This window comes from Chitinophaga pendula (assembly GCF_020386615.1).
In the GTDB taxonomy this organism is placed as follows: domain Bacteria; phylum Bacteroidota; class Bacteroidia; order Chitinophagales; family Chitinophagaceae; genus Chitinophaga; species Chitinophaga pendula.
In genome coordinates, this window is the sequence record NZ_CP077769.1 from 6,316,589 (window position 1) to 6,332,675 (window position 16,087).

Annotated in this window: 19 protein-coding genes; 6 read left to right on the top strand and 13 right to left on the bottom strand. The window is 46.1% G+C overall.

Features of this window, described 5'->3' with window-relative positions; all coding sequences use genetic code 11:
• The first annotated feature begins 53 nt into the window (after positions 1-53).
• Positions 54-2,030 (top strand): alpha-ketoacid dehydrogenase subunit alpha/beta, encoded by a 1,977-nt coding sequence (locus KTO58_RS23620; RefSeq protein ID WP_095837039.1) that lies wholly within the window; start codon positions 54-56, stop codon positions 2,028-2,030.
• Positions 2,031-2,291: 261 nt separating this feature from the next.
• Here the strand turns inward: KTO58_RS23620 and KTO58_RS23625 are convergent, their stop codons facing one another.
• On the bottom strand, positions 2,292-3,041 hold the full coding sequence (locus tag KTO58_RS23625; RefSeq protein WP_095837038.1) for an NYN domain-containing protein: 750 nt from the start codon (positions 3,039-3,041) through the stop codon (positions 2,292-2,294).
• A 154-nt stretch (positions 3,042-3,195) separates the two neighbouring features.
• A complete protein-coding gene (locus KTO58_RS23630; RefSeq protein ID WP_095841421.1) occupies positions 3,196-3,666 on the bottom strand; it encodes a Dps family protein in 471 nt (156 codons plus the stop codon).
• Positions 3,667-3,885: 219 nt separating this feature from the next.
• On the opposite strand from KTO58_RS23630, the gene KTO58_RS23635 reads away from it, so the two are divergent.
• Positions 3,886-5,118, top strand: coding sequence for an MFS transporter (locus KTO58_RS23635; protein ID WP_095837037.1), 1,233 nt, complete (start codon positions 3,886-3,888; stop codon positions 5,116-5,118).
• Here KTO58_RS23635 and KTO58_RS23640 read toward each other — a convergent pair.
• The 5 genes from KTO58_RS23640 to KTO58_RS23660 form a co-directional block, all read right to left on the bottom strand.
• Positions 5,099-6,490: a DNA recombination protein RmuC gene (locus KTO58_RS23640; protein ID WP_095837036.1), complete on the bottom strand. Its 1,392-nt coding sequence runs from the start codon at positions 6,488-6,490 to the stop codon at positions 5,099-5,101. The genes KTO58_RS23635 and KTO58_RS23640 overlap by 20 nt on opposite strands.
• Before the next feature lie 21 nt (positions 6,491-6,511).
• Positions 6,512-7,027, bottom strand: a complete 516-nt coding sequence (locus KTO58_RS23645) for a hypothetical protein (RefSeq protein ID WP_095837035.1) — start codon at positions 7,025-7,027, stop codon at positions 6,512-6,514.
• Positions 7,028-7,206: 179 nt separating this feature from the next.
• Positions 7,207-8,283, bottom strand: a complete 1,077-nt coding sequence (locus KTO58_RS23650) for an iron-containing alcohol dehydrogenase family protein (RefSeq protein WP_095837034.1) — start codon at positions 8,281-8,283, stop codon at positions 7,207-7,209.
• A gap of 57 nt (positions 8,284-8,340) precedes the next feature.
• Positions 8,341-9,066, bottom strand: coding sequence for a 3-deoxy-manno-octulosonate cytidylyltransferase (gene kdsB, locus KTO58_RS23655; RefSeq protein WP_095841420.1), 726 nt, complete (start codon positions 9,064-9,066; stop codon positions 8,341-8,343).
• A 23-nt stretch (positions 9,067-9,089) separates the two neighbouring features.
• Positions 9,090-10,280: a DegT/DnrJ/EryC1/StrS family aminotransferase gene (locus KTO58_RS23660; protein WP_095837033.1), complete on the bottom strand. Its 1,191-nt coding sequence runs from the start codon at positions 10,278-10,280 to the stop codon at positions 9,090-9,092.
• A 113-nt stretch (positions 10,281-10,393) separates the two neighbouring features.
• Here KTO58_RS23660 and KTO58_RS23665 point away from each other — a divergent pair, with 113 nt between their 5' ends.
• On the top strand, positions 10,394-10,696 hold the full coding sequence (locus tag KTO58_RS23665; RefSeq protein WP_198315133.1) for a Cif family virulence factor: 303 nt from the start codon (positions 10,394-10,396) through the stop codon (positions 10,694-10,696).
• 315 nt (positions 10,697-11,011) lie between these two features.
• On the opposite strand, the gene KTO58_RS23670 is transcribed toward KTO58_RS23665, so the two are convergent.
• Entirely contained in the window at positions 11,012-11,221 is a 210-nt protein-coding gene (locus KTO58_RS23670) for a hypothetical protein (protein WP_095837031.1), read from the bottom strand.
• Positions 11,222-11,484: 263 nt separating this feature from the next.
• Here KTO58_RS23670 and KTO58_RS23675 point away from each other — a divergent pair, with 263 nt between their 5' ends.
• Both KTO58_RS23675 and KTO58_RS23680 read left to right on the top strand, forming a co-directional pair.
• Positions 11,485-11,694: a hypothetical protein gene (locus KTO58_RS23675; RefSeq protein ID WP_095841419.1), complete on the top strand. Its 210-nt coding sequence runs from the start codon at positions 11,485-11,487 to the stop codon at positions 11,692-11,694.
• Between the two features lie 272 nt (positions 11,695-11,966).
• The gene (locus KTO58_RS23680) at positions 11,967-12,470 is read left to right on the top strand and encodes a CAP domain-containing protein (protein WP_225859891.1); all 504 of its coding nucleotides are present in this window, start codon (positions 11,967-11,969) and stop codon (positions 12,468-12,470) included.
• A gap of 53 nt (positions 12,471-12,523) precedes the next feature.
• Here KTO58_RS23680 and KTO58_RS23685 read toward each other — a convergent pair whose 3' ends face one another.
• Both KTO58_RS23685 and KTO58_RS23690 read right to left on the bottom strand, forming a co-directional pair.
• Entirely contained in the window at positions 12,524-12,814 is a 291-nt protein-coding gene (locus KTO58_RS23685) for a hypothetical protein (protein ID WP_095837029.1), read from the bottom strand.
• Positions 12,815-12,848: 34 nt separating this feature from the next.
• Positions 12,849-13,616, bottom strand: coding sequence for a glycoside hydrolase family 25 protein (locus KTO58_RS23690; protein ID WP_095837028.1), 768 nt, complete (start codon positions 13,614-13,616; stop codon positions 12,849-12,851).
• 201 nt (positions 13,617-13,817) lie between these two features.
• On the opposite strand from KTO58_RS23690, the gene KTO58_RS23695 reads away from it, so the two are divergent.
• Positions 13,818-14,843, top strand: coding sequence for an SPASM domain-containing protein (locus KTO58_RS23695; protein WP_095837027.1), 1,026 nt, complete (start codon positions 13,818-13,820; stop codon positions 14,841-14,843).
• A 152-nt stretch (positions 14,844-14,995) separates the two neighbouring features.
• Here the strand turns inward: KTO58_RS23695 and KTO58_RS23700 are convergent, their stop codons facing one another.
• Genes KTO58_RS23700 through KTO58_RS23710 form a run of 3 tightly spaced genes read right to left on the bottom strand, consistent with a single transcriptional unit; the run spans position 14,996 to position 16,056 of the window.
• A complete protein-coding gene (locus tag KTO58_RS23700; RefSeq protein ID WP_095837026.1) occupies positions 14,996-15,364 on the bottom strand; it encodes a hypothetical protein in 369 nt (122 codons plus the stop codon).
• Positions 15,365-15,386: 22 nt separating this feature from the next.
• Positions 15,387-15,833 carry a hypothetical protein gene (locus KTO58_RS23705; RefSeq protein ID WP_095837025.1) on the bottom strand — a complete coding sequence of 149 codons (447 nt, stop codon included), beginning with the start codon at positions 15,831-15,833 and terminating at the stop codon, positions 15,387-15,389.
• A gap of 28 nt (positions 15,834-15,861) precedes the next feature.
• On the bottom strand, positions 15,862-16,056 hold the full coding sequence (locus KTO58_RS23710) for a YtxH domain-containing protein (protein ID WP_095837024.1): 195 nt from the start codon (positions 16,054-16,056) through the stop codon (positions 15,862-15,864).
• Positions 16,057-16,087: the final 31 nt, after the last annotated feature.

Below are 16,087 nucleotides of genomic sequence, written 5' to 3' on the forward strand. Positions count from 1 at the left end.
TTTACTGATAATTCCTTACATCCGCCTGTTTCACCCCTTTCACGTTATACCATATGCATTTCGACCGTACGAATATCAACGACGAACAACTGGTACATTTCTACAAGACGCTACTTTATCCGCGCCTGGTAGAAGAAAAGATGCTTTTATTATTACGTCAGGGAAAGATCAGTAAGTGGTTCTCCGGTATAGGACAGGAAGCTATTGCAGTAGGCGCCACACTGGCACTGGAAGAAGACGAATGGATACTTCCGCTACATCGTAACCTGGGCGTTTTTACAACCCGCCATATGCCACTGCATAAACTATTTCATCAGTGGCAAGGTTCCCCCGACGGATATAGTAAAGGCCGCGAACGCTCGTTCCATTTCGGCAGCCGCCAACATCATATCTGCGGCATGATCTCCCACCTGGGCCCTCAACTGTCTATTGCAGATGGCATCGCACTCGCATATCAGCTGCAACAACAACAAAAAGTAGCCCTCACCTTTACCGGCGAAGGTGGCACCAGCGAAGGAGAGTTTCATGAAGCACTGAATGTAGCGGCGGTATGGGAACTCCCCGTGATCTTCCTCATAGAAAATAATGGTTATGGCCTCAGTACGCCGGTAGCAGAACAATATCGCTGCGAACAGCTAGTGAGTCGCGCTGCAGGATACGGAATAGAAGGCATTCGCATAGATGGAAACAATATCCTGGAAGTATATCACACGATCCGCCATGCTAAAGAACATGCCTTGCTTCATCGCAGACCGGTGTTAATAGAAGCCATGACTTTCCGCATGCGCGGACATGAAGAAGCCAGCGGTACTAAGTATGTGCCCCCTGCCCTGCTGGAAGAATGGGCCCAGAAAGATCCCATACTGCATTATGAAGCCTTCCTCCAACATATAGGTATACTCTCCGGCAAAGCCATGACAGACATCCGCCATGAACTTCGCCAGCAAATAGAACAGGAATTAGCGAAGGCAGCCCATGATACGCCATTAACGGCAGATACGACGACAGAACTGGCTGACATCTACGCGCCGGCCCCTTCCGGTACGGTCACCCCCACCGGCGCCAGTCCGGAGAAGCGCTTTATCAATGCCATTGCCGAAGCACTCCGGCAGGCGATGGAACGGCATCCGGAACTGGTACTTATGGGACAGGATATTGCCGAATATGGTGGTGCCTTTAAAATAACAGAGGGGTTTGTAGCGCAGTTCGGCCGCCAACGGGTACGTAATACCCCCATCTGTGAAAGTGCTATCGTCGGCTCTGCCCTGGGACTTTCCCTCATGGGATATAAAAGCATGGTGGAAATGCAGTTTGGAGACTTCGTCACCTGCGCATTCAACCAGATTGTCAACAACCTGGCTAAAATCCATTATCGCTGGGGGCAAGCGGCAGATGTAGTGATCCGAATGCCCGCCGGCGCAGGTGTAGGTGCCGGGCCCTTCCACTCCCAGACTAACGAGGCTTGGTTTACACATACACCAGGATTAAAGGTGGTATATCCCTCAACACCAGAAGATGCCAAAGGACTCCTGCTGGCAGCCTTCGAAGACCCTAACCCGGTATTGTATTTTGAACATAAAGCATTGTACCGCAGCATCGCCGGCCCGGTCCCCGACGAATACTACCTTACGCCCATCGGAAAGGCCCGCATCGTACAGGAAGGTACTGACATCAGCATCATTACCTACGGTAGCGGAGTACACTGGGCTACAGAGTACGCTGCCCAACACCTCGATCTGTCTATTTATATACTCGATCTCCGTACCTTGCAACCACTGGATTATGAGGCAATACAAACTGCAGTAGCTGCTTCAGGGAAAGTGCTGATCCTCCATGAGGATACGCTCACTGGCGGATTAGGCGGGGAGATCAGTGCTTGGATCGCAGAACATTGTTTCCAGCTACTGGATGCGCCTATTTTACGTTGCGCCAGTCTCGACACACCCGTACCATTCGCCGCAGCCCTGGAGAAAAACTTCCTGGCCAAGTCCAGGCTGGACAGTACCATTAATCAGTTGATGGAATATTGAAAAATCATCATTGGGATTTTTCATCCGAATGACCTAATTTGCAGCCGGAAATCTTAAACACATCAGTACTATGACACTTTTACAAGTAACGACGTCAGGATTTTATGAGACAGGCACTGCAATCGGACACGTGTTAGCATATGTTTTCCTGTTCTTGTTCGCTGCCATGTTCCTTTACGCTACCTACCGGTATGTAAAGCGCTAATTAATTGATTTTTATACCTTTTTATAAACGAAACGGCTACCAATGGTAGCCGTTTGTTATTTTTCCTTTACATATACCAACTTCCCAGTCTTTCGCCCGCTCTCCCGGATATCTATCTCAAATACATCGAAGCTCTTGATCAGCTGTAGCAGCTTACTATACCCGTAGTTACGGGCATCAAAATCCGGTTGTTTCTTCAACAGCAGATTCCCCAATTCACCCAGATAAGCCCATCCATCCTCATCGGCGATATCGTTGATACTGGTAGAAAGCAAATTAATAACTTCGCGGTCCGCTTTACTGATACCTTTTGCCTTTTCTTTGGCGGATTTCTGCTTAGGTCCTTGTGTCGCCTTATCTTCACTGACTTCCAGGATCTCCAGGTAAATAAATTTATCACAGGCCGCACGGAACGCGCTGGGCGTCTTCCGTTCCCCCAATCCGAATACCCGCATACCAGCCTCCCTTAACCGGGTAGCCAGCCTCGTGAAATCACTGTCACTGGATACAAGACAGAACCCATCTACCCTTCCGGTATATAATATGTCCATAGCGTCAATGATCATAGCAGAGTCCGTAGCATTTTTACCGGAAGTATAACTATACTGTTGTACAGGTGTAATAGCGTTGTCGAGCAACACCGTCTTCCAACCCGTCAGTGTAGGTTTGGTCCAGTCTCCATATATACGCTTAAAGGTCGGTATCCCATATTTGGCAACCTCCTCCAACATCGCCTTGATGTTGGCGTAAGGAATGTTATCAGCATCTATGAGTACCGCCAGCCTTAGTTCTTTTGTATTTTCCATGTTACCGTGTTCATTTCGCAGAAGTAAGTCGGATTAGTTAACAACTCGGACAAAAGTAGGACGCATTCTTCAATGAAACAAACCGGCCCTGGCGCCGTGCAGCATGACTGCACAGTACCAGGGCCCAGCTTTGTACTTCGCCCATTATAAACAGTTATTTCAAATAAGCACGGATCATCCAGGCCATCTTCTCATGCTGACGCAACAACCCAGTGATGAAATCCGCTGTTCCCTTATCCTTGTATTTTTCCTCCAGCTCATCGATCAGACCACGTAATGACCTGATCACCGTCTCATGATCAACTAACAGGTTATTCAGCTGCTGTTGTTGATCGTTCGTATACTCCTGCTCCAGTAAAGAGGTTAACTTCAGATAATCTGCCAGTCGTCCCTCCGCAAAATGACCCAGCATACGGATACGCTCCGCTACCTCATCGATCGTCTCTGCCAGCTCATTGTATTGTTCCTCATAAAACTTATGCATCTCCATAAAATTATCACCTTCCACATTCCAGTGATAATTTCGGGTTTTGGTATACAATATGGTCAGATCAGCCAATACTTTATTTAATGCTAATGCTACCTGTTTTAAATGCTCTTCTGAGATTCCGATATTTGCTTTCATATGTATTGATTTTTCAATGGTTACAGTATTAAATGTAAGTAATTTAACCACGATAACGCCTGACATATATCAGGTTATGTGAAAAATAACTGTTAAATAATAACAGCCGCTCTCTGCATTTGTTTAAGTAGTTACAGCTGCTGCAAGAACAGTTTACAGATAAATAATTATAAAAAATCTCCCCGTCGATTCTACCATTGTTAATACCTTTGCATCATTATGGACCAGTCGTCGCCGTCGGGGAAAATATATACCTTACAGTTTGTTTTACTCTGCCTCAGCAATGCGCTATTCTCAGCCAGTTTCAACATGCTGATACCTGAACTGCCCGCCTATCTGAGCAGCATGGGTGGTGAAGATTATAAAGGATACATAATTGGACTATTTACGTTGATGGCAGGTCTCTCCCGCCCATTCAGCGGCAAACTTACAGACTCAATCGGGCGCATACCCGTGATGATATTTGGCTCAGTAGTATGTGTGATCTGTAGCCTCCTCTATCCGCTGATCAGTTCTGTAGGCGCGTTTTTATTGCTCCGCTTTTTCCATGGTTTCTCTACGGGCTTCAAACCTACCGGCACTTCTGCCTATGTATCTGACCTCGTTCCACATAATCGCCGGGCTGAAGCGATGGGTATGGTAGGGCTCTTCAGTACCATTGGTCTGGCTATGGGCCCGGCAATCGGCGGCTTTATTGCGGCACACTGGGGTATTAATATAATGTTCCAGGTCTCTGGCGTCTTCGCCTTGTTATCTGTCGTGATCCTGATAGGGATGAAAGAAACCCTGCACGATCGCCAACGCTTTAACCCCTCCCTGTTAAAAATCAACAGGAATGAAATATTTGAACCTTTGGTGCTGGCGCCGGTCATTATCACGTTCCTCACCTATGTGAGCTACGGCGCCTTATTGACTATCATTCCGGACTTCAGTAATCACTTGGGCGTAAAGAACAAAGGACTTTTCTTTACCTTCTTTACCATCAGTTCCATTGGTGTCCGACTGGTGGCAGGGAAAATGTCCGACCGCTATGGCCGGGTGCCGATGTTGAAAATATCAGCCACGTTGATGGCAGTATCCATGTTCATGATGGCCGTAACGACCTCTCCTGCCATGTTAATGGCATCGGCCGTCGTATATGGGATATCTCTAGGGATCAACTCTCCGGCAGTCACCGCCTGGACTATCGACCTGGGCTTGCCCACCCACCGCGGACGGGCATTGGCTTCTATGTATATTGCCCTGGAAGCAGGAATCGGTTTAGGGGCTTATATGTCTGCCTACATTTATAATAACAATGCAGCATTCTTCCCCCTCACTTTTGGTATCCTGGGCACTATCACGATCATGGCTACTGTATATCTGCTACTGATCTATAACAACCAGCGCCTGAAAGTAAGATGGCGGTTCATACACATGAAAGCCGCACATATCAGGAGAGGGCGGCACTAACATCCTCAGTATCATCAGGCCCGCTTACCTGATCCCCCTTCATCCTGTCCGTCATTTCCCGTGGTATTTCCTTCTTATTATCCAATCCCAAACGGCGCATATTCTCCGTCCTGCTGATCAGATTGCCCTTACCGCTACTGAGCTTATTCATAGCACTATCATAGGCTTCCTGGCTGCGTCCCAATTGAATCCCAATTGCTCGCATATCATCCACAAAACCGACAAACTTGTCATATAAAGCCGTGCCCTGTCTTACGATCTCTTCAGCATTTTTATTCTGATGCTCCAGTCGCCACATAGAATCTATAATACGTAAGGTCGCCAGCAATGCAGGTACGCTGACCATGATCACCCGACGCCGGAAAGCATAGTCATACAAGTCGTCCTGGTGTAGTACCGCTAACCCATATGCCGGCTCTATCGGGATAAACAGCAATACAAAATCAGTAGTATTATTATAAAGTAGCGGATATTGCTTCCGGCTCAGTTCGTCCACATGATTTTTTACAGATTGCAGGTGTGCTTTTAATGCCTGCTGCCGCTCTACATCTGTAGAGGCATGACAATACTGCTCATAGGCCTTTAAGGACACTTTGGAGTCAATGATCAGCTGTCGGTTATCCGGCAATTGCAATAACAAGTCAGGACGTTTCAGGTTACCCGCTTCATCCCGGCCACTTTCCTGGGTGGAATAGTGAATCCCTTTCTCCAACCCCGAAGCTTGTAATACTCTTTCCAACACCATTTCTCCCCAGTTACCTTGTTTTTTGGTATCCGCCTTGAGCGCATTAGTCAGGTTATTGGCTTCTTGGGTAAGCGTTTGATTTAGTTGCAGCAGCCGTTGCAATTCATTGTGCAAAGCGGCCCGCTGAGCGGTCTCAGATACCAACGATTGCTGTACACTGCTACGGAAACTTTCTATCTTCTCCGACAATGGTTGTAATACGTCCTGCATCTTCAACTGGTTCTGCTCCATAAAAGAACCGGATATACGTTGTAACAGCTGCTGCGCCGTATGTTCGAACTGTAGTTGCATTTGCTGTTGGACCTCCTGCAACTGATGCTTTTCTGTGGCCAGCAACTGCTGCAGGTGCCGGTTTTGTTCCTGAACACGGTGCAGATCAGCATTCATATCCTGGAACTGCGTATACACATGATCCAGTCGCTGCTGCTTTTCCTGCACTTCCTCTTTCTTTTCTTCCAGCAATTGCTGATAGTATTGCTGTCTGGATTCCAGCTGGGCCTGTTGCATACCCGCCTGTGCCTGCTGCTGACGGGATGTCTCCAGTTGTTTTCTGGCAGCCAGATATAGTATTGTCACAAGTACGGCTATGCTGCCAAACAATACTATTAATAGCCATAATAAGTTCATCAGTAATGTTTTAGTAACCTGCTACCGGTGTCTGCGTACAAACCCGATCTCTTCCCGATCATTGTTCTCCCATTCCAACATTTCCGTTAGGAATTTCTCCACGTTACGTAGTATACAGTCATCATCTATTTCTTCCGGTTCCAAGGTCTCTAATGTGGAGCTTTTAGGCCCATCTTCCGTGAGGCCCTCTATTACAGGATAAGCCACCCATATTACGATTTGCCCGTTACGCGATTGCGAGAAGGATACGAGTCCGCCTTTCTTTATCTTCTGGATCACCTGCACCTCGTTTTTCTCTACAATGCCGCTGGGAGTATTGTTAAAGGTCAGGTAAACCGACTCCAAGTTTTCCCATGCCTCATTAATCGCCACTTTCCAATCCAGCATGGGATATTTGTTAGCATAATGGCCCAGTTGTTCTGCAATGAATCCCTTCGTATGCGAATGCCACTGTTGTCTGCGGGCATCTGTTTTTATAAAAGATGCCGCCAGTTCTTCTGTCAGCTTTTCTACATTTTTATTAATGTGCTGATTCATGATACTTGCTTTTATTGATGAGTTCCTTCTGCAATAGCCTCCCAACAGGGACAGGATAAATGATATCCAACAATTTAATCATTTCAACGCGCATATAACGCAGTGCAAACAAAAGGGCCTATACAAACGGTGTTTGAACAGGCCCTTTACAGGTCTTGTAAGCTCTTCTGAAGTATAAATTACAACCGCTCGTACAACGCCCGGAGACGCTCACGGGTCATCTGCTGCTGCCAGTCTTTACCGAGTGCATTCTCCCACAACGGGGCCATACCGAGTGATACATTGATCATAGTGTCAAACTGCTCATCAGTAAGTCCCTTGGTAATTCCTTGGGGGATTTCAATGTTATGTTTAGCCACCATCTGCTTAAACTCTTTCACTCCCTGCGGATAGAACTCTTCCAGCTTATCGAATACGATACAGTTACCGATACCATGTTTGGTACCCAACAGATAAGCGAGGCCATAACTTACCGCATGTGCTACCCCCACCTGAGAGTACGCTATACTCATACCACCAGCATAAGAAGCCATCATCAGTTTCTCGTCTGCATCGTCATCCCAACGGTCTTTTTGCAAGAATATCTCCTGGCATAACTCGAGCGCCTTTTCTCCATAAGACCGGCTAAAGGCATTAAGATAGGTTCCTTCCAGGGACTCAATGCAATGTATGTAACAGTCCATTGCAGTGTAAAACTGCTGGTTCACCGGTACTCCTTTTATTAATTCAGGATCCAATACGATCTGATCAAAAGGTGTAAAGTCAGAGTTCATACCCAGTTTGCGGGTAGGTCCGGTAAGCACGCAGGTACGACTTACTTCTGCCCCCGTTCCGGAGATCGTAGGGATACCTACTTTGTATACCCCGGGTACTTTCACCAGGTCCCAACCTTGATAATCGGCAGAAGACCCCGGATTCTTCATCATCAGGGCAACGGCTTTGGCCATGTCCATTACAGAACCACCGCCAATACCGATGATACCGGATACTTCGCCAAACTCAGCGACCAACTCATCACGTACCTGATCCACATAAGTAGTTTTGGGCTCATGAGTCACATCGATGAATACTACCTTGTCTTTCCCTTGTAAAGGTATTCGCGAAACAAATGCCGGCTGGTCCTGGAAAAAATGGTCCACAAAAAAGATCATCGGTGCATCTCCCTTCCGCTGTGGCGCAAGTATTTCGTCCAGCTGGTTAAATGATCCTCTTCCGAATATCACATATCCAACCAGTTTGAAGTTCCTGAATTTCATATGTTCAATAAGAATTTTATCGTGAATGATGTTGACGAGCTGGTAATAGTCGTCTTATTACAACAAACGCTCCGCTTTCACCAGATCTTCCGGTGTATCTATTTCCACCCCCATATAATCGGTTACCACCATCTTCATCGGGATCCCGTTTTCCAGATAGCGAAGGCATTCAATCTTCTCTGCAGCCTCCAACGGACTCATAGGCAACTGCGTGAATTCCAGCAGCGTTTGTTTACGGAAAGCGTATACGCCTATATGCTCGTAATAGATACTGACTACTTCCTTATTCCGCGGATATGGTATCACTGAACGGGAAAAGAACAGGGCATTGAATTGTTTATCTACCGCCACTTTTACAAAGTTCGGATCTTCTATGGAAACTGGATCCGTCAGTACCTGCATCAAAGATGCTACCTGTACTTTTTTTCCCTCCTCTCCTTCAAATACCTGCAGCAATTTTTCCAGGGGTTCCCTTTTGGTAAAAGGCTCATCTCCCTGTACGTTCACTACAATATCAACATCCATATCTACCACTGCCTCTGCAATACGGTCAGTGCCACATTCATGCTCCTTTTGGCTCCTGATCGCCTTACCACCGTTGGACACGACCTCATTATAGATCACGTCACTGTCACAAACGACGATCACATCATCGAATACACCGGTGTCCACGGCAGATTCATAAGTGCGAACAATCACTGATTTACCGCCTAACTTGGCCATCAGTTTACCCGGAAAACGGGTAGCGCCGTAACGTGCCGGGATCAATGCTACTTTTTTCATCATCAGCTGATTTACAGGTCAATCTATAAAGCGCTTTTTACAGCGTTCACCAGCTTATCGGTACGCTCTTTTATCTCCGTCTCACTCCAGCCCAGGTTAATAGGCGTAAAGATACAACGGCTGATAATAGCATCGGAGGCAGGAAATTCTTTCGTTTTATAGATCTCTATCGCCTGTTCCAGACCAGGTGCAAAACGGTTTAGTGTTGCTATCTGTTTGAAATGATGCCAGTTGCGTATATAGTGCCAGTTGTTATCGAAATAGTAAAAAGTAGGCAGACCCGCTGCTTTCATGGCAGCAGCGGCATTACGAGCCTGATCTGCCGTAGGCAGGAAAAATCCTAAGAAAGTAGCACTGTCACCAGCTTCATCTGGCAGACGGCGGAAAGTCACTTCCGGAATCGTTGACAACGCATCCTTAAATATCTTCTTAGTATTCCGTTGTATCTCCAGGAATATATCCAGCTTTCTGATCTGGGCCAGTCCCACAGCTGCATGCAGTTCAGATATACGATAGTTATATCCCATATACGGATGCAGATCAGCACCGCGGTCCACACCAAGATGATCATGGCCATGGTCGGAATAAGCATCACATTTGGTATACACCTCTTTATCATTGGTGATGATACCACCACCTTCTGCACAAGTGATCGTCTTCACAAAGTCAAAGGAGAAAGTACCGGCATGACCGATACTACCTACTGCCTTACCTTTATAAGTAGCACCAAATGACTGGCAGGCATCTTCTAGCAATAACAGGTTATGCTTTTCACAGAGGCTCTTCAAGGCATCGAGATCTGCCATAGCTCCGCACATGTGAACAGGCATAATGGCTTTAGTCCGCGGCGTGATCGCTGCTTCAACGGCCTTGGGGTCCAGAGTAAGCGTATCATCAATATCAACTAGAACGGGAGTAGCTCCCACGGAGAATACAGACTCAAAACTAGCTACGAAAGTAAAGGTCGGCATAATCACCTCATCACCGGCACCAATACCCAATGCAGCCATAGCGGTAGTTAACGCAGTGGTACCACTGGAAGTTAGCTGTGCATAGGTTACCTGCAACTTGTCGCAAATCGCCTGCTCCAGTTCCTTTGCCTTCCAAATCCCTTTACGAGGACCGTCAAAACCATAACGCATCAGAATACCCGTTTCTAATACGTCGTTGACTTCCTTTCTTTCTTCTGCACCAAAGAATTCATATCCAGGCATAAGCGGTTCATTTAAGTGTATAAATTAAAAGGCTTTTTTTACGACTGCAAAGGTAGTACAATGAATCGTGCATTACATCTCAAAAAATGTTTATCTTTTGCTAAAAATTTCACATGCGTTTTTTATTGTATTTTATCCTGTTGGTTAACCCTTTAACCAGTATTCGTGCCCAGCAATCCCCGGTTGATCAAATCAAAAAAGTATTGGCCTCCCAATCCGCGTCCTGGAATAAAGGCGATCTCGAGACCTTTATGCATTCCTATTGGAAATCTGACTCACTAATGTTCGTCAGCAAGGAAGGAGTAACCTATGGCTGGAAGGCTATGATGGACTATTATAAGGTGGAATATCCGGGCAATGCCGGCATGGGCAAGCTGACCTTACCGGTCACTTTTCAGTACTGTTCCGTCGGATAGAGGGTGAGTGGAAAATTATCGTAGACCACAGCAGCTAATGTCTGTCGCGGCAAGCGAACCGGCAATATGGCCGGAACGCAGGTATTCATACTATATGATTAAAGTTCTTCAATGGGATGTTGACAATCCGGGTTTTACCGGTGGTTTTAAAATACCATCCCAGGATTGGGACGGCCTACTATACACCACAACATTAAAGAAGAACTTAGAATGCTTTGTTTTCATCACTCCACTTTCTTGTGGGAGGTGCTTTCAATAATTATCAGATATGGAACAAAATATGTGGACCAGCTGTAAGCTGTGTCTATTCAGGCGCTAATCAGCGTCTTTATCATGATCTCTCACCACTTTATTCTCCCGCTCCGGCCGTTCAGACAGATCTTCATGCAAAGGAGTGCTGTTTGTATCTGCCTTATCCGTTGTCAGAATTTCAGCCGGCTTTTTCTCTGTTTGCTTGTAAGCCGTAGAGTTTGGATCGATCTCTTTAGCATCTCCCCGCGTAGGCTTTTTTTCCTGGTCACTCATGATAGTTCGCGTTAGTGTTGTTACAATTAATGACACAATATTTATTCCAACACGCAAAACCGTTATAATCACCACTTTCTGTATCACTCTCGTGGCGGCAATTCCACAGAATGCACCACACATAATGCGGTAAGGTTGTTCCTTCCCCTCTACAAATACACGTCACAATGCATTGTTATTGCATGGCATAGATGTTGAATAACCTTTTGTATATCCGTGTTTTAATAACTTTTCTCAATTACAACAATAAATCTGCTGTTTTTATGAACGCCCGGTTAGAAAGATGGTGGGAGCTGAAACCCATGTTGAAGCAACGATTTTCTCAACTGTCAGATGATGATCTGATGTATGAAAGAGGAAAAGAACAGGAGTTGCTGTTGCGCCTGCACACCAAAACAGGAAAATCTACAGATGATATGCAGCGCATAATCAACAGCTTACAGGTCGCTTACCTGCACAACAGGTTGCTTTAATAGCCTGTTGTTAAGCAAAAAACAAAGCCGTATGGTCGCGCCCGACTATACGGCTTTGCTATAAAACAGGGATCATTAACATCCGATTCACAAAATTCCGCCCCGAATATCCTTCAGCCTGCTTATCTTCGTACCCTGATTTTTTTAACCCTAGCCTATCTCAAACCTCCAATAGTTTTACCATCCTGTCAAAAACCCGGTAACTAATTATTCATTTTCATTTAGTCAAAATGACCGGGAAATTTATTCGTCATACCCCTTTTTGCTTACTCTTGCTATGCATCTACCTGTGTAGTTGTACCAAAGACAAAACACTGATCGCACCAGACACACCAGGACCGCTGCATCCTCCTGCCGTCGATTCATTTCCAGAAAACAAAGTGGACCGTACCGCCCTGCTAACGCTGGTAAATGGCCTGCGCTCCAGAGGCTGCAATTGCGGAGATGTGAAAATGCCCCCGGTACCTGCCCTCACTTGGAACGGCACCCTCGAAAAAGCTGGCTGGCTGCATAGTAAGGACATGTTTGAAAAGAAATATTTCGACCATATTTCTCCTGCTGGCACTACACCAGGCAACCGCGTAGACGCAGTTGGTTATAACTGGACAGCTGTAGGAGAGAACATCGCCCGGGGAGATATGGACGAGCAGGGAGTAATACTGGGATGGCTAACTAGCCCCAAACATTGTCAGAATATGATGGCTGCTCAATATCGGGAGTTTGCCGTAGGTAAATATGATAATAATTGGACCATGGTACTGGCCAATCGTAAATAAACAATAAGCGTCAACTATTTATCAAGGGGGGAATATCATAACGGCCGGGCGCCTCATGGCTCCGGCTGTTTTTTTCGCCACATCCGCCATACCAGGTAAATGTAACCCATCAGGGTGATAGTGAACCAACTGTAAAAAAAGATCATCCGACCCGGAGTAGATGTCTCCGCTATGGCAAAGCCAAGGTACAACCCGATAAACACATCCACCATCAGCAAAAAGAAACCTAGAAAGATCGTCCGCATGATCTTTACAAAATAGTATACAATGCCCATGTCGAAGGGTTCTTTTAGGTCCCTTGGCGGAGGAGGCTCCTGGTGTATAGGCTCCTGTTCCTGGTCCATAACCATAGTTTTGATCGTTTGGTAAAGGTAGGTATTATGGCAGGCACATTTTAACAAGTGCCGCACTATCGCCCTTGAATACATTAAAGTCCACCGTAGTACTGATACCATTTACCCTGCCAATGTCACTATGTTGCCAAAACACCCAGGGACGTTCTATCCTGGGGCGCTGCTGCTGATAGTAATGGGCTATCCATAAAGGATAATCATCAAACTCACTACCAAGGTAGGTCTCATAGAATTTGAGGTTCGTATAAATAATGGGCTTTACCCCATAGACCTTTTCCATTTCCTCCAACCAGATACGGGCCGTGCTCCGGATCACCGCGGCAGGCTGATTATTATGCACTTCTATATCCAGCACGGGTGGCAGATCGCCGGATTGCAGCTGCACTACATTCTGAAAATTAATTGCTTGCTTCAAAGGGTCGCGGGTAGCATAAAAGAAATGATAGGCCCCCCGTATCAATCCTGCCTGCCCCGCTTTATGCCAGTTACGTTGAAACGATGCATCCTGCCGGGTAATACCCTCCGTCGCTTTCACAAATACAAAGGATAAGCGAATGTTATCAACATTCATCTGTCGTACGGCCTGCCAGTTAATGTCCTTTTGGAACTTGGAGACGTCTATTCCATGCACGGAATAAGTGACTGGCATGGCAATGCCGAATTCCTCATACCGGACAAAATTGATTTCCTCCTCCCCTCGCCACCAAAGGTAGGCTCCGAACGCAATGCCCATTACCACCACTAATAGTAAAGGCAGGCGCCACGATTTTTTAATACGTAATCTTGCTGTCATCGTTTATTTTTCCGCAGTTGGCAGGCTTGGGTACTGCAACATCCCGTTACATGACTTGCTGCTATCCTTGAGCGGCAATTATTTGGCAAGTATAGGGCAAAAATGTGGAAAGACACATCTCCATGACTTCCACTTCCCCGATCCGGCCTGATTTATGCTCATTATTGTCTACATTTACACGCGTAAAAGTTGTTTGATCATATGCCGGATTTTAACCTGAATGATACGCTGAACCTGGCTTCTAAATTTACATTCCGTAGAGCCTGGAACGCGGGAAAAGTACTGAGTAGCTTCTTCATGAGCAAGTGGACCGGAAAACCTATACAATGGGGGTACCCCGTTTCCATGTCTTTCGAGCCTACCACCTCCTGCAATCTTCGCTGCCCGGAATGCCCCAGTGGCTTGAGAGCATTTACCCGCCCTACAGGTATGTTACAGGTGGATTTCTTCCGCAAAACGATCGATGAGATTTCGAAAGAGCTGTTATACCTGATCTTTTACTTCCAGGGAGAGCCCTATCTCAATACCGGCTTTCTTGAGATGGTTAAATATGCTTCGGAGAAAGGACTGTACACAGCTACCTCCACCAATGCCCATTACCTGACAGATGCCAACGCCCGCAAAACCGTAGAAAGCGGCCTGGATAGACTCATCATCTCCATAGATGGTACTACACAGGACGTGTATACACAATACCGGGTAGGCGGACAACTTCACAAAGTAATAGAAGGAGCCAAAAATATTGTGAAATGGAAAAAGGAACTGAAATCCAAAACACCCTTCGTTTTCTTTCAATTCCTGGTGGTAAAACCAAACGAACACCAGATAGAGGACATTAAACGCCTGGCAAAAGAAATTGGTGTCGATGAAGTACGCTTTAAAACAGCACAGGTATATGATTATGAAGAAGGAAACCGCCTTATTCCTACTATCGATAAATACAGCCGATATCACAAAAATGAAGACGGCACTTATTCCATCAAGAACAAATTAGGCAATCAATGTTGGAGGCTCTGGCACTCACCTGTAGTTACCTGGGATGGACTGGTGGTGCCTTGCTGTTTTGATAAGGATGCTCAACATCGCCTTGGCGACCTGAAAAAATCCTCTTTCAAAGCCCTATGGCATGACGAACAGTATATTCGTTTCCGTACCCAACTGATGTCAGGCCGTAAAAATATTGATATCTGTGCAAATTGTAGTGAGGGGACAAGGGTGTGGGGATGAGCCTAGGATAATTAAAATATACCTGCTGTTTAATGTCACTAACGCCAGCCAGGTGACCGTCGATTACGACAATCTACTCCGCGTCGCCACGAACCGGTCCGTCTATCTAAACCTTATTACTATTCGATTACCGGTTATAAAACCCGCAGCGCCTAATCCTCATCGTTCAGTTTTGCTTCCTTTTCCGCCTTTTTCTTCTTTCTGCGTTTGCTGAACTGGTCAAAGAGATTAATGCCCAGCCGCACACCGACAAATTCAAGTGCTGTCATCAGCGCCCCAGTAGCAAAAGATTTGAACTTGCCACTCTCCCAGGCAAACTGGGCAACCTTACCGGCAACACCCAGTACACTGCTATGTTTGCCCGCACCGGGAATGACCGCATTTAGGGCCATCTTCTTATAGTTGTCTTTGAAATAATCGACCCGGCCGGCCAGCTCATGCTCCAGCTGACGCTTACGCCTGTTCAGCCGGTTGATCTCCTGTTCCAGTGTGTCGAAATTGGTGACCTTCACCTTTTGCATCTGCGTAAATATTAATCATTCATTAATGGTTACCATATTGATACGGTTCATCTTCATGCTCTACGCCAGAACTCTCAGGTGGCTTTGGCTGCTCTTCTTCTCTCTCCTCTTCCCGCTCTTCCAACTCCTCTACCAGCTCTGCGATCAGCATATTGGCTAGCGGACGTTGTATCAACGTCTTTCTGAATAACAATAATACCACCAGCAACAATACAAACAAGCCCGCAGCACAGCTGAAGCCGATCGTAAAACTATGCGTCATCTCCCCAATCCAGAAACCTACTACCATACCCAGGAACACTACCACGAAGAAAAACAGCAGAAAAGCCATGATAAGCGAAAAGAACAATCCCATCGCCTTCGATAACTTTCCCGCTGCCTGGAGCTTTATAAGATCCAGCCGGGTTTCCAGATATTCCCTGGCGACCTGGCCGGTCTTATTAAAGTAATTGCCGAAATTATCTTCCATGCAAATAAATTTAAAACATCATAGGGTTTTAAGAAAGCTCGTTTTCCAGTGCATCTTCAAATTCAGAACGTTTCTGTTTGAACTTATCCTTCAATTTGTCTGCCTGGTATTTCAGCTTGTCTACCAGTTCATCTTTTTTATCAGAGTTCAGGAAATAACCAACCGCTACTCCTACTGCTGCCCCAACAATAAAAGAAACCACGGCTTTGGAACTGTTGTTCATAGTAATCTTTTTAATGATGAATAAATAAGGT

Bases quoted from the DNA above. Each gene is read 5' to 3' on its own strand.
- KTO58_RS23620 (WP_095837039.1), top strand. From the start codon at position 54: ATGCATTTCGACCGTACGAATATCAACGACGAACAACTGGTACATTTC.
- KTO58_RS23625 (WP_095837038.1), bottom strand. From the start codon at position 3,041: ATGGAAAATACAAAAGAACTAAGGCTGGCGGTACTCATAGATGCTGAT.
- KTO58_RS23630 (WP_095841421.1), bottom strand. From the start codon at position 3,666: ATGAAAGCAAATATCGGAATCTCAGAAGAGCATTTAAAACAGGTAGCA.
- KTO58_RS23635 (WP_095837037.1), top strand. From the start codon at position 3,886: ATGGACCAGTCGTCGCCGTCGGGGAAAATATATACCTTACAGTTTGTT.
- KTO58_RS23640 (WP_095837036.1), bottom strand. From the start codon at position 6,490: ATGAACTTATTATGGCTATTAATAGTATTGTTTGGCAGCATAGCCGTA.
- KTO58_RS23645 (WP_095837035.1), bottom strand. From the start codon at position 7,027: ATGAATCAGCACATTAATAAAAATGTAGAAAAGCTGACAGAAGAACTG.
- KTO58_RS23650 (WP_095837034.1), bottom strand. From the start codon at position 8,283: ATGAAATTCAGGAACTTCAAACTGGTTGGATATGTGATATTCGGAAGA.
- kdsB (WP_095841420.1), bottom strand. From the start codon at position 9,066: ATGAAAAAAGTAGCATTGATCCCGGCACGTTACGGCGCTACCCGTTTT.
- KTO58_RS23660 (WP_095837033.1), bottom strand. From the start codon at position 10,280: ATGCCTGGATATGAATTCTTTGGTGCAGAAGAAAGAAAGGAAGTCAAC.
- KTO58_RS23665 (WP_198315133.1), top strand. From the start codon at position 10,394: ATGCGTTTTTTATTGTATTTTATCCTGTTGGTTAACCCTTTAACCAGT.
- KTO58_RS23670 (WP_095837031.1), bottom strand. From the start codon at position 11,221: ATGAGTGACCAGGAAAAAAAGCCTACGCGGGGAGATGCTAAAGAGATC.
- KTO58_RS23675 (WP_095841419.1), top strand. From the start codon at position 11,485: ATGAACGCCCGGTTAGAAAGATGGTGGGAGCTGAAACCCATGTTGAAG.
- KTO58_RS23685 (WP_095837029.1), bottom strand. From the start codon at position 12,814: ATGGACCAGGAACAGGAGCCTATACACCAGGAGCCTCCTCCGCCAAGG.
- KTO58_RS23690 (WP_095837028.1), bottom strand. From the start codon at position 13,616: ATGACAGCAAGATTACGTATTAAAAAATCGTGGCGCCTGCCTTTACTA.
- KTO58_RS23695 (WP_095837027.1), top strand. From the start codon at position 13,818: ATGCCGGATTTTAACCTGAATGATACGCTGAACCTGGCTTCTAAATTT.
- KTO58_RS23700 (WP_095837026.1), bottom strand. From the start codon at position 15,364: ATGCAAAAGGTGAAGGTCACCAATTTCGACACACTGGAACAGGAGATC.
- KTO58_RS23705 (WP_095837025.1), bottom strand. From the start codon at position 15,833: ATGGAAGATAATTTCGGCAATTACTTTAATAAGACCGGCCAGGTCGCC.
- KTO58_RS23710 (WP_095837024.1), bottom strand. From the start codon at position 16,056: ATGAACAACAGTTCCAAAGCCGTGGTTTCTTTTATTGTTGGGGCAGCA.